This window comes from Microbacterium resistens (assembly GCF_021172025.1).
Lineage (GTDB): Bacteria > Actinomycetota > Actinomycetes > Actinomycetales > Microbacteriaceae > Microbacterium > Microbacterium resistens.
In genome coordinates, this window is record NZ_CP082781.1 from 528,151 (window position 1) to 539,993 (window position 11,843).

The 11,843-nt window shown below is 71.0% G+C and carries 11 protein-coding genes; all 11 read left to right on the top strand.

The genetic code is table 11. From position 1 onward, the window contains the following. The first annotated feature begins 1 nt into the window (after window position 1). The 11 genes from K8F61_RS02455 (at window position 2) to K8F61_RS02505 (ending at window position 11,744) form a co-directional block, all read left to right on the top strand. Entirely contained in the window at window positions 2–1,426 is a 1,425-nt protein-coding gene (locus K8F61_RS02455) for a UDP-N-acetylmuramoyl-tripeptide--D-alanyl-D-alanine ligase (RefSeq protein WP_231820579.1), read from the top strand. Next, a complete protein-coding gene (gene mraY, locus K8F61_RS02460; protein WP_067244259.1) occupies window positions 1,423–2,532 on the top strand; it encodes a phospho-N-acetylmuramoyl-pentapeptide-transferase in 1,110 nt (369 codons plus the stop codon). Before K8F61_RS02455 ends, mraY begins: the two co-directional genes overlap by 4 nt. After that, window positions 2,529–4,076: a UDP-N-acetylmuramoyl-L-alanine--D-glutamate ligase gene (murD, locus tag K8F61_RS02465; protein ID WP_231820580.1), complete on the top strand. Its 1,548-nt coding sequence runs from the start codon at window positions 2,529–2,531 to the stop codon at window positions 4,074–4,076. The genes mraY and murD overlap by 4 nt, the downstream gene beginning before the upstream one ends. Further along, entirely contained in the window at window positions 4,030–5,298 is a 1,269-nt protein-coding gene (ftsW, locus tag K8F61_RS02470; protein WP_067244254.1) for a putative lipid II flippase FtsW, read from the top strand. The genes murD and ftsW overlap by 47 nt, the downstream gene beginning before the upstream one ends. After that, entirely contained in the window at window positions 5,295–6,368 is a 1,074-nt protein-coding gene (locus tag K8F61_RS02475) for a UDP-N-acetylglucosamine--N-acetylmuramyl-(pentapeptide) pyrophosphoryl-undecaprenol N-acetylglucosamine transferase (protein ID WP_231820581.1), read from the top strand. Before ftsW ends, K8F61_RS02475 begins: the two co-directional genes overlap by 4 nt. A gap of 98 nt (window positions 6,369–6,466) precedes the next feature. After that, on the top strand, window positions 6,467–7,864 hold the full coding sequence (gene murC, locus K8F61_RS02480) for a UDP-N-acetylmuramate--L-alanine ligase (RefSeq protein WP_067244250.1): 1,398 nt from the start codon (window positions 6,467–6,469) through the stop codon (window positions 7,862–7,864). A 3-nt stretch (window positions 7,865–7,867) separates the two neighbouring features. After that, window positions 7,868–8,854 (top strand): cell division protein FtsQ/DivIB, encoded by a 987-nt coding sequence (locus K8F61_RS02485; RefSeq protein WP_231820582.1) that lies wholly within the window; start codon window positions 7,868–7,870, stop codon window positions 8,852–8,854. Between the two features lie 200 nt (window positions 8,855–9,054). Further along, complete coding sequence (gene ftsZ, locus K8F61_RS02490; RefSeq protein ID WP_219084548.1) at window positions 9,055–10,224, top strand: cell division protein FtsZ; 1,170 nt, start codon at window positions 9,055–9,057, stop codon at window positions 10,222–10,224. Further along, the gene (locus K8F61_RS02495; RefSeq protein ID WP_067244242.1) at window positions 10,221–10,901 is read left to right on the top strand and encodes a YggS family pyridoxal phosphate-dependent enzyme; all 681 of its coding nucleotides are present in this window, start codon (window positions 10,221–10,223) and stop codon (window positions 10,899–10,901) included. Before ftsZ ends, K8F61_RS02495 begins: the two co-directional genes overlap by 4 nt. Window positions 10,902–10,943: 42 nt before the next feature. Next, window positions 10,944–11,438, top strand: coding sequence for a cell division protein SepF (locus tag K8F61_RS02500; protein WP_067244239.1), 495 nt, complete (start codon window positions 10,944–10,946; stop codon window positions 11,436–11,438). A gap of 3 nt (window positions 11,439–11,441) precedes the next feature. Next, the gene (locus K8F61_RS02505; protein ID WP_067244236.1) at window positions 11,442–11,744 is read left to right on the top strand and encodes a YggT family protein; all 303 of its coding nucleotides are present in this window, start codon (window positions 11,442–11,444) and stop codon (window positions 11,742–11,744) included. Window positions 11,745–11,843 lie beyond the last annotated feature (99 nt).

Below are 11,843 nucleotides of genomic sequence, written 5' to 3' on the forward strand. Positions count from 1 at the left end.
CATGATCGCCCTGTCCCTCGGTGAGATCGCCGCCCTCGTCGGCGGTGAGCTGCATCCCGCGGCCGACGCGACCCCGGAGACCGTCGTCTCCGGCGCGGTCGACACGGACTCGCGACAGATCGTCGAGGGCGGGATCTTCGTCGCCAAGCCCGGCGAGGTGACCGACGGGCACCGGTTCGTCGGCGCGGCGCGCGAGCGCGGCGCCGTGCTGGCCCTCGTCGAGCGGCGGGTCGACGAGCCGATCTCCCAGATCGTCGTTCCCGACGTCGTCGACGCGATCGCGGAGCTGGCGCGGGCGGTCGTCGCCAGGGTCCGTGCGGCGGGAGACCTCCGCATCGTGGGCGTCACCGGCTCGAACGGCAAGACCACGACCAAGAACTTCCTCGCCAGGATCCTCTCCGACGAGGGCGAGACCGTCGCGCCCGTCGCCTCGTTCAACAACGAGGTCGGCGCTCCGCTCACGATGCTTCGGGTGACGCCCACGACCCGCTTCCTCGTCTGCGAGTTCGGCGCCAGCGCGCCCGGGGAGATCGCGCGTCTGGCGGGCCTGGTCGAGCCGGACGTCGTCATCGTGCTCATGGTCGGCCTCGCTCACGCCGGCGGGTTCGGCGGGATCGAGGAGACGGCGCGCGCGAAGGCCGAGCTGGTCGCCGCGGCGCGCCGCGGCGGGACCGCCGTCCTCAACCTGGACGACGCTCGCGTCGCCGCGATGCGCGGTGCCGCCCGGGAGCGCGGGCTGACCGTCCGCGGCTTCGGCACGGGGCCGGGCGCCGACGTGCGCGCGGTCGACGTGGACGTCGACGCGAGCGGGACGACGTGCACCGTCGTCCTCGCCGGAGACGACGGCGAACAGCGCCTTCCGCTGCGCCTGCAGGTCCTCGGCGCCCACCACGTCGGCAACGCCCTCGCCGCGATCACCGCCGCTGCCGCGCTCGGGGTGGTCCCGGGCGACGCGGTCCGCCGTCTCGAGACGGTCGAGATCGCCGAGCGGTGGCGGATGCAGCCGATGGGCAATGACGAGGTCCGCATCATCAACGACGCGTACAACGCCAGCCCGGACTCCATGGCCGCCGCCCTGCGCACACTGGCGCAGATCACGCGGCCGGGGGAGCGCACCGTCGCGGTTCTCGGCGCCATGAGCGAGCTGGGGGAGGCCGCCGGCGACGAGCACGACCGCATCGGCCTGCTCGCCGTGCGTCTGAACATCCAGCGCATCGTCGTTGTCGGCGCCGGTGCCCGCAGGCTGTACCTCGCCGCGGTCGGCGAGGGGTCGTGGGACGGGGAGGCCGTGCACCTGCCGGATGCGGACGCCGCGTACGACTACCTCCGTGAGGAGCTGCGCCCCGGCGACCGCGTCCTGGTCAAGTCGTCCAACTCCGCCGGGCTCCGGTTCCTCGGCGACCGTCTGGGAGAATCGTTCTCGTGAGGTCCCTGCTTACCGCGGCGGCAATTTCGCTCGCCTTCACCCTCTTCCTGACGCCGGTCTTCCTCCGGCTGTTCCGGAAGTGGGGCTGGGCGCAGGTGATCCGCACCCCCGAGGCGATCGAGAACCCCAGCCACCACGCCAAGCGCGGCACGACCACGATGGGCGGCACGATCTTCATCGTCGGCACGATCGTCGGCTACACGATCGGCACGCTCACCGGCGGCAGCTCTCCGACCGCGTCGGGGTGGCTCGTGATCTGGATGATGGTGGGCTTCGGGATCGTGGGCTTCATCGACGACTTCATGAAGGTCCGCAGCCAGCGCAGCGCCGGTCTCTCCGGATGGCGGAAGATCATCGGTCAGATCCTCGTCGTGATCCCCTTCGGCATCGTCGCGCTCACCACGACGAACCAGTGGGGAAACACCCCCGCGAGCGGCTTCATCTCGCTCTTCCGGGACATCCCCGTCCTCTGGCTCTTCGCGCTCGGGCCGATCGTCGGCTGGGCGCTGTACCTCATCTGGCTGTCGCTGATCGGGATCGCCGCATCGAACGGGGCGAACCTCACCGACGGGCTCGACGGGCTGGCCGCCGGCGCCGGGGTCTTCGTGATCGGCGCCTACAGCCTGATCTCGTTCTGGCAGTTCAAGCAGTCCTGTGTGGCCCCGGCGCTGGAGTCCTCGGTCCAGGGCGGCTGCTACGACGTGGCCAACCCGTTCGACCTCGCGGTGATCTCGGCCTCCTTCGTCGGAGCGCTCGTGGGCTTCCTCTGGTGGAACGCGCCGAAGGCGAAGGTCTTCATGGGCGACGTCGGATCCATGGCGATCGGCGGCGTCATCGCGGCGATGGCGATCCTCACCCGCACCGAGCTGCTGCTCGTTCTCCTTGCGGGCGTCTTCGTGATCGCGCCGGGCTCGGTGATCGTCCAGCTCACCTACTTCAAGCTCACCCGCGGCAAGCGACTGTTCCTGCAGAGCCCGTTCCACCACCATCTCGAGATGCGAGGTTGGCCGGAGAGCACGATCGTCGTGCGGATGTGGATCATCGCGGGGCTCCTTGCGGTGTCGGCCGTCGGCCTCTTCTACGTCGAGTGGCTCACCCGGTCATGACCCGCGACCTCGACGCGCTGACGAGCTGGCACGCGGACTGGAAGGGCCTGCGCGTGGCCGTGCTCGGCCTGTCGGTCACCGGCTTCTCGGCCGCGGACACGCTCACGGAACTCGGCGCGGAGGTGCTCGTGCTCTCGGAGACGGCCTCCGAGGACTATCGTCGCCTGGTCCCCGTCATCGGCGCGGGCCTGCACCTCGGACCGCTGGACGAGGTGCCCGAGGCTCTCGCGGCGTTCGCCCCCGAGGTCGTGATCGCGTCCCCGGGCTTCGCGCCGTCCCATCCGGTCATCCGCTGGGTCCGGGACAACGGGATCGCGCTGTGGGGGGACATCGAGCTGGCCTGGCGCGTGCGGGACAAGGTGCTCCGTGCCGACGGCACGCCGGCGGAGTGGACGCTGATCACCGGGACGAACGGCAAGACGACGACCACCCGGCTCGCGGCCTCGATGCTCGTCGAGGGCGGGCTGCGCGCGGCCCCCTGCGGGAACATCGGCGTCCCCGTGCTGGACGCCGTCCGCGACCCCGATGGGTTCGACGTCCTCGTCGTCGAGCTGTCCAGCCACCAGCTCTGGTACCTCGGCCTCAGCGCACCCGCGGGGCAGATCGTGCCGCGGTCGTCGGTCTGCCTGAACCTGGCCGACGACCACCTCGTGTGGCACGGCAGTGCTGCCGCCTATCGGGACGCGAAGGCCGTCGTCTACCGCAACACGACCACGGCCTGCGTCTACAACAAGGCGGACGAGGCGACGCGCCGCATGGTCGAGGAGGCGGACGTCGTCGAGGGCGCCCGCGCGATCGGCTTCGATCTCGGCATCCCCGGCCCCAGCGATCTCGGCGTCGTCGAGGGGATCCTCGTCGATCGTGCGTTCCTGGAGGAGCGCCGGAGCAGCGCCCTGGAGCTCACGACGGTCGCCGCCCTCGCCGAGCGCGGTCTCTCCGCCCCGCACATCGTGCAGAACATCCTCGCGGCGGCGGCCATCGCGCGTTCCTTCGGCGCCGCGCCGGAGGCCGTCCGGGACGCCCTGGAGGCCTTCCGGCTCGACCCGCATCGCATCGAGGTCGTGGCCCGTTCGGGCGGTGTCACCTGGATCGACGACTCGAAGGCGACCAACCCGCACGCGGCGCAGTCCTCGCTCCGTGCCTTCCCCGGGGCGATCTGGGTCGTCGGCGGCGATCTGAAGGGCGTCGACCTCTCCGAGCTCGTCGCCGGAGCCGGGGCGACCGCACGCGCCGCGATCGTGATCGGCGCGGACCGCGGCGAGGTGCTCGCGGTGTTCGAGCGACACGCGCCGGCGGTCCCGGTGATCGAGGTCGTCCCCGGCGAGACTGAAGGGGTCATGAACCGCGTCGTGGAACTGGCGGCCGGGATCGCGCATGACGGCGACACCGTGCTCCTCGCACCCGCCGCAGCATCCTTCGACCAGTTCGACAGCTACGCGGATCGAGGCCACCGCTTCGCCGAGGCGGTGCGGCAGTGGATCAGTCGGGGGAGCGCGCATGACGCAGATGACTCGCCCCGCGATGACGACCCGCGGGGCGGCTGACGGCGGCGGGCGCGGGCTGGCCGCTCGCGTCTCCCTGGGCCGCATCTTCACCCCGGTGTCGTCCGAGTTCGTGATCATCGCCTCCACAGCGCTGCTGCTGACCGCGTTCGGGCTCGTGATGGTCCTGTCCGCCACCAGCGCGACCGCGGTGGACCGGGGGGAGGGGCCCTACGACGTCGTCCTGAAGCAGGGGGTCTTCGCGCTCGTCGGCGTCCCGTTGATGTTCCTGCTCAGTCGCCTTCCCGTGGAGTTCTGGAAGCGGATCGCCTGGCCCGCGCTGATCCTGACGACGCTTCTGCAGCTCCTCGTGTTCGTTCCCGGTCTCGGTGTGGAGAACGACGGGAACCGGAACTGGATCCTCGTCGCGGGACAGAACATCCAGCCCTCGGAGTTCCTGAAGCTGTCGCTGGCGCTGTGGGCAGGACTGATCCTCTATCGCAAGCAGAAGCTGCTGCGGCTGTGGAAACACGTCTTCATCCCGCTGATCCCGGTGTCCGCGCTCGTGATCGGGACGGTCATGGGCGGGCACGATCTCGGCACGGCCATGATCCTGTTCCTCGTCCTGCTCGGGGCGCTGTTCTTCTCCGGCGTGCGTCTGCGGATCTTCCTGCTGCCCTTGCTGCTGTCGCTGGTCGCGGTGGCCGTGCTCGCCCTCACGAGCAAGCGCCGGATGAGCCAGATCATGAGCCTGTTCAACCCCGACACGATCGACTGCTACTACACGGACTGTTATCAGCAGCTGCACGCCGTCTGGGGGATGGCGAACGGGGGGATCTTCGGTCTCGGGCTGGGCAACTCGCAGGAGAAGTACGGGTGGCTCCCCGCGGCGTCGAACGACTACATCTTCGCCATCGTCGGCGAGGAGCTGGGGCTGATCGGCTGCGCGATCGTCCTGGGCCTGTTCGCGATGTTCGCAGTCGGGGTCTTCCACATCATCCGAAAGACGGCCGATCCGTTCGTGCGCATCGTCTCCGGCGGCATCGTCGTATGGGTGATCGGGCAGGCCCTCATCAACATCGGCGTCGTGCTGCGGATCTTCCCGGTCCTGGGCGTCCCGCTGCCGTTCATGTCGCAGGGAGGCACCTCGCTCGTGTCGGTGCTGATCGCGTGCGGTGTGCTGCTCTCCTTCGCCCGATCGCTGCCGGCGGGTGCGTCCGCCGGCGCCCTTCGCGGGCCGGCGCTCCGGGAGGGGCCGGCAAACCGGGGTAGGGTCGCTCGGTGACCACCTATCTTCTGGCCGGCGGCGGCACCGCCGGCCATGTCAACCCGCTGCTCGCCGTCGCGGACGGGCTCGTCGCCCGCGATCCCGACGCCTCGGTCCTCGTTCTCGGCACCAAGGAGGGGCTGGAGGCACGCCTGGTGCCCCAGCGAGGCTACGAGCTGCTGACGGTGGACAAGGTGCCGTTCCCGCGGCGGCCGAACGGCGCGGCTCTCGCCTTCCCCGTGCGATTCCCCCGGGCCGTTCGCCAGGTGCGCGACCACCTGACGGGTCGGGGGGTGGATGTCCTGGTGGGATTCGGCGGCTATGCGTCGGCCCCGGCCTATGTCGCGGCGCGCCGCGAGGGGGTCCCGTCCGTGGTGCACGAGGCGAACGCGCGCCCGGGGCTCGCGAACGTGCTCGGCGCGCGCTCCGCGGCCGGAGTCGGGGTGGCTTTCGAGGGCACGCCGCTGCGCGGCTCCACCCTCGTCGGGATGCCTCTGCGGCGCGAGGTCGTCGAGCTCGACCGTGCCGCGCGGCGGCTCGAGGCGGCGGCGGAGTTCGGTCTCGACCCGGCGCGACCGGTGCTGCTGGTGTTCGGAGGATCCCTCGGCGCGCAGCGGATCAACGAAGCCATCGCCGGATCGTGGCAGGACATCCTGGGCACCGGATGGCAGCTCCTGCACGTCACCGGAGAGCGGTCGGATCTCGCCGACCCGGGTGCCGCCGGCTACACGATGCGCCGCTACGTCGACCGCATGGATCTCGCGTTCGCCCTCGCGGACCTGATCGTGTCGCGCTCCGGCGCCGCGACCGTCAGCGAGGTCAGCGCCCTCGGCATCCCCGCCGTCTACGTCCCCTACGCCGTCGGCAACGGCGAGCAGCGCCTGAACGCCGCCTCTGCGGTGGCGGCAGGAGCGGCCCTCGTGGAGGACGACGCAACGTTCACGCCCGAGCGCGTCCGCGCCGTCGTCGTGCCGCTGCTGCATGACGCCGGGCGCCGTGAGGCCATGGCACGTGCCGCGGAGGACGTCGGCTCGCGGCGAGGCACCGAGGACCTCATCGCCCTGATCGATCGCGCGCTCGAGCGCTGACCGAGCACCTCGGCCGGGCAGCTCGAAGGGCACCGGGCATCGCCGGCCGGCGCGCCCCGGAGCCCGCTCCGAGCCGGGCGACTTAGGATGAGGGAGCCATGATCAGACCCGACCTCTCCCTCCCGATCCCGGACGAGATCCGCTCCGCCCACTTCATCGGCATCGGCGGATCCGGCATGAGCGGGCTCGCTCGGATGTTCCTCGACGCGGGCATCCGCGTCTCCGGTTCGGACCGCGCGGACAGCGCCGCCCTGCGGGCTCTCGCCGAGCGGGGGGCCACCGTCCACGTCGGACACGACGCCGCCCATCTGGGCGATGCGGACACGGTGGTCCACACCGGCGCGATCTGGCCGGAGAACCCCGAGTACGTGACGGCCAAGCAGCGCGGGCTGCACGTGATCCACCGCTCGCAGGCGCTGTACTGGCTGATCGGCGCTCGACGCCTCGTATCGGTGGCGGGAGCACACGGGAAGACCACCTCGACGGGCATGATCGTGACGGCGCTTCAGGCGCTCGGGGAGGACCCGAACTTCGTCAACGGCGGCGTGATCGAGCAGCTCGGCGTCTCCAGCTCCTCCGGTGCGGACGACCTCTTCGTCATCGAGGCGGACGAGTCGGACGGGACCTTCCTCCTCTACGACACGGCGGTCGCGCTCATCACGAACGTGGACCCGGACCACCTCGACCACTTCGGCTCCGACGAGGCCTTCCACGATGCCTTCGTCCGCTTCGGGAACGAGGCCTCCGAGGCCGTCGTGATCTCGAGCGACGACCCCGGTGCGCTGCGGGTCCGTGCGGGGCTCACGCACCCGACCGTCGTGACGTTCGGACAGGCGGATGACGCCGACGTCCGTCTGACGGACATCGCCACCGACGGTCCGGTCGCCGCCACGATCGAGCACGCGGGCGAGAGCGCACGCATGCAGCTCGCCGTTCCCGGCGTCCACAACGCCGTCAACGCCGCCGGCGCGGTCGCGGTGCTGCTCACACTGGGCCACCGTCTCGCCGAGGCCGTCCATGCGGTGGAGGGGTTCGCCGGCACCGTGCGGCGCCTCGAGCTGCATGGCACGGAGCGTGGTGTGAGCGTGTACGACGACTACTCGCACCACCCGACCGAGGTCCGCGCGGCGCTCGAGGCGATGCGGACGATCTCCGGTCCCGGGCGGATCATCGCGATCCAGCAGCCGCACACGTACTCGCGCACCCAGCACATGTACCGGGAGTTCGCCGAGGTCCTCGAGCGCTTCGCCGACCACACGGTGATGCTCGACGTGTACGGGGCGCGGGAGGACCCGGTGCCCGGGGTGACCGGCGAGCTCGTCAGCGGCGCCTTCGCGGATCCCTCCCACGTGCACTTCGTGGCGGACTGGCAGGAGGCGGCGGACTACACCGCCTCCGTCGCCCGCGAGGGGGACCACGTCATCACGCTCGGCTGCGGGAACGTCTACCAGATCATCCCTCAGGTCCTCGAGGCGCTGCGGCGCACCGGGGCGTGACCGGTGCGGCGGCCCGCCCCGATCCCTCGGCCGGCTGAACCGGTCGAGCCCGCGCCGCCCGCTCGGCCCGCGGACGTCGAGCGTCCTCCCTCCGGGGCGACGGCGGAGGATCTGCAGGAGACCGCGCCGATCGCCCCGCTGCTGCCGGGCCTGATCCGTCCGTCGTCGTCCCCGCAGCCCGCGCCCTCGCCCGCGGATCGGGAGGGACCCGCAGAACCGGGGGTCTCCGACGGCCGGCTGAGCCCGCGCGACGTGTGGCGCGCCGCCAAGGCGCGGCGCCGGACGCTGCGGGCCGAGATCCGCCGCTTCACGCAGCGCTCGCGCCGGCGCCGCCTCGCCTGGATCGGGGGGATCGCGGCGGTGCTCGCCATCGTGCTCGGAAGTGCGGCGACCGCGTACAGCCCCCTGTTCGCGCTGGAGAAGATCACCGTGGTGGGCACGCACGCGCTCAACCCCGAGGAGGTGGCGGAGGCGCTCTCGGGACAGAAGGGCACGCCGTTGGCGTTGATCAGCTCGAGCGAGGTGAAGGAGGCGCTCGTCGCTTTCCCGCTCATCGAGACCTATCAGCTCGAGGCGAAGCCACCCCACGAGCTGACGGTGCGCATCGTCGAGCGGACGCCGGTCGGTGTGGTCTCGTCCGAGGCGGGCTTCACGGTCGTCGACGGCGCCGGCATCGCCCTTTCGACGACCACCGAGCGCCCCCCGGGATACGCCCTGATCGAGGTCGAGGGCGGAACGGGGTCGAAGCCGTTCACGGCGGCCGGCACGGTCATGCGCGCGCTGCCCGAGGAACTGCGCGGGCAGGTCGAGAAGGTGACCGCGAGCTCGGTGGACGACGTCACCCTCGCGCTCTCGTCGGGAGCGACGGTCGTGTGGGGGAGCGCGGAGGATTCCGGTCGGAAGGCGCTGATCCTGAGCAAGCTGATGGCGGCGCAGCCGGAGCGGGCGCTGTACGACGTCTCCTCGCCGGACGCGGCCGTCGTGGGCTGAGTCGCGAAACCGCCCCGGGCGGGAAGGCCGCGCCGCGGGGGAGTTTCGGCTCGTTAACGCCGACACGCGCGTGTCCTTGCGATCGCAGGGCCCCGGTGCCGCTTACCTTCGATTCGAGAGAACGCAATACCGGGAAATACTTTAACCCTCTCGTTGAGGTTTAAGGTTCCCGACTCAAGGCTCGACAATCGGAGGCCGGGATGAGCCAGAACCAGAACTACCTCGCCGTGATCAAGGTCGTCGGCGTCGGCGGTGGCGGCGTCAACGCCGTCAACCGCATGATCGAGCTCGGGCTGCGCGGTGTCGAGTTCATCGCCGTCAACACCGACGCGCAGGCGCTGCTGATGAGCGACGCGGACGTCAAGCTCGACGTCGGCCGGGAGCTGACCCGGGGTCTCGGCGCGGGCGCCGACCCGGAGGTCGGGCGCCGGGCGGCCGAGGACCACGCGGAGGAGATCGAGCAGGCGCTCACCGGTGCGGACATGGTCTTCGTGACCGCCGGCGAGGGCGGCGGCACGGGCACCGGCGGCGCGCCGGTCGTCGCGCGGATCGCGAAGTCCATCGGCGCGCTGACGATCGGCGTCGTGACCAAGCCGTTCTCCTTCGAGGGGCGCCGTCGCCAGAGCCAGGCCGAAGCCGGTGTCGCCAAGCTGAAGGAAGAGGTCGACACGCTGATCGTCGTGCCGAACGACCGGCTGCTGGAGATCAGCGATCGGGGCATCTCGATGATCGAGGCCTTCGCGACCGCCGACCAGGTGCTGCTCGCCGGTGTTCAGGGCATCACGGACCTCATCACCACCCCCGGCCTCATCAACCTCGACTTCGCCGACGTGAAGTCGGTCATGCAGGGCGCGGGCTCCGCGCTCATGGGCATCGGATCCGCGCGCGGCGCGGACCGGGCGATCAAGGCCGCCGAGCTCGCGGTGGAGTCGCCGCTGCTGGAGGCCTCGATCGAGGGCGCGCACGGCGTGCTGCTGTCGATCCAGGGCGGGTCGAACCTCGGCATCTTCGAGATCCACGACGCGGCGGACCTCGTCAAGGAGGCCGCGCACCCCGAGGCGAACATCATCTTCGGCACGGTCATCGACGACACGCTCGGCGACGAGGTGCGCGTCACGGTGATCGCCGCGGGCTTCGACGGCGGAGAGCCGTCGCTGCGGCTGGACCCGATGGTCGTCTCCCGGCCGGCCGCCCCGGTGCAGGAGATCGGGCTGGCCGACGACGAGTCCGAGACCACGGCGACGGAGTCCGCCGATGCCCCGGCGCCGACCGCTGCGACCCCTGCCTCGCCCGTGCTCCCGGTCGTGGCGACCAGCCTCGAGCCGGCGTTCGCCGACGACGACATCGACATCCCCGAGTTCTTGAAGTGACGCTGGCGGAGCGGCTGTCCGCGATCGACGAGGCGATCGCGGACGCCGCGCGTCGGGCCGGGCGAGACCCCGCGGAGCTCACGCGCATCGTGGTGACCAAGTTCCACCCGGCGTCGCTGGTCCGTGAGCTGCACGGTCTCGGCGTGCGCGACGTGGGGGAGAACCGGCAACAGGAGATCACCGCGAAGACGGGCGAGCTGCAGGACCTCGACGATCTGCGCTGGCATTTCATCGGACAGGCGCAGACCAAGAAGGCGGCGGCGATCCGCCGCGCCGCGCACACCGTGCACTCCGTGGACCGCGAGCGGCTCGCGGACGCCCTCGAGCGAGCGGCGGAGGATGATCGCGCCCTCGACGTGCTGATCCAGGTGAACCTCACGGACGATCCGTCCCGAGGCGGGGTGAACCCCGACGGCCTCGAGGCGCTCGCGGAGCACGTGCAGAGCCTGTCGACCCTCACGCTGCGCGGACTGATGGCGGTCGCTCCGCTGGACGAGGAGCCGGCCTCCGCGTTCGCGCGGCTGCACGGATACGCTGCGCGCCTGCGGGCGGTCGCGCCCGACGCGTCCTGGATCTCCGCGGGCATGACCGCAGACTTCGCGGAGGCGATCGCCGCCGGCGCGACACACCTGCGGATCGGCTCCGCAATCACGGGTCCCCGCCCTGCCCAGGGCTAGCCTCGAAGGAAGAACACACCCCACACACTTCCGGAGGACACGATGGGGAACCCGCTGAAGAAGACCATGGTGTACCTGGGCCTCGCCGATGAGGAAGAGGTCTACGAGGAGGAGGCTCAGGCCTCCGCCGCTCCGGTGCGCCGTGAGCGCGACGTCGAGCGCGAGCGCGAGCGTGAGCGCGAGGACCTGAAGCCCGCCGCTCCGGTGACGCCCCTGCGGCGTCCCACCGCCGTGCGTCAGCCGGCCTCCGGTGCGGTCAACGAGATCCTCACCGTGCACCCGAAGCAGTACCGTGACGCCCAGGTGATCGCGGAGAGCTTCCGTGACGGGATCCCCGTGATCATCAACCTCTCGCAGATGAGCGACGCCGACGCGCGCCGGCTCATCGACTTCGCGAGCGGCCTGTCGCTGGGCCTCTACGGGCGCATCGAGCGGGTGACCAGCAAGGTCTTCCTGCTCTCCCCGGAGAGCATCGCGGTGTCGGGTCAGGGCGGGATCGCCGGGGCGGACCCGGACACCGCGCTCGCGCACTCCTGACGCGTGTCACCGATCCCGCTGATCGCGGCCATCCTCAACGGGGTGCTGCTGATCTACTTCATCGTGCTGCTCGCGCGCCTCGTGCTCGAGTACATCCCGATGTTCAACCGCGAGTGGCGTCCCAAGGGCGCCGGGCTCGTCGTCGCCGAGATCGTCTTCACGGTCACCGATCCGCCGATCAAGCTGTTCCGCCGCCTCATTCCTCCGCTGAGGGTCGGACCGGTCGCGATCGACTTCGGATTCGCCCTGACGATGCTCGTCGTGCTCATCCTGATGTCCGTCACGCGCGTGATCGCCCAGTCCTGAACGCGGGGCGACCCCGTCCCGCGCAAACCCGGCCGGGGCGACTATGCTTTCCCAGAGGTGCGCGCCCCGGGTACGCGCCAACAGTCCACCTGGCCGCCG

Excerpts from the sequence above, each read along its gene's own strand:
- K8F61_RS02455 (WP_231820579.1), top strand. The coding sequence starts at position 2 with ATGATCGCCCTGTCCCTCGGTGAGATCGCCGCCCTCGTCGGCGGTGAG.
- murD (WP_231820580.1), top strand. The coding sequence starts at position 2,529 with ATGACCCGCGACCTCGACGCGCTGACGAGCTGGCACGCGGACTGGAAG.
- ftsW (WP_067244254.1), top strand. The coding sequence starts at position 4,030 with ATGACGCAGATGACTCGCCCCGCGATGACGACCCGCGGGGCGGCTGAC.
- murC (WP_067244250.1), top strand. The coding sequence starts at position 6,467 with ATGATCAGACCCGACCTCTCCCTCCCGATCCCGGACGAGATCCGCTCC.
- ftsZ (WP_219084548.1), top strand. The coding sequence starts at position 9,055 with ATGAGCCAGAACCAGAACTACCTCGCCGTGATCAAGGTCGTCGGCGTC.
- K8F61_RS02500 (WP_067244239.1), top strand. The coding sequence starts at position 10,944 with ATGGGGAACCCGCTGAAGAAGACCATGGTGTACCTGGGCCTCGCCGAT.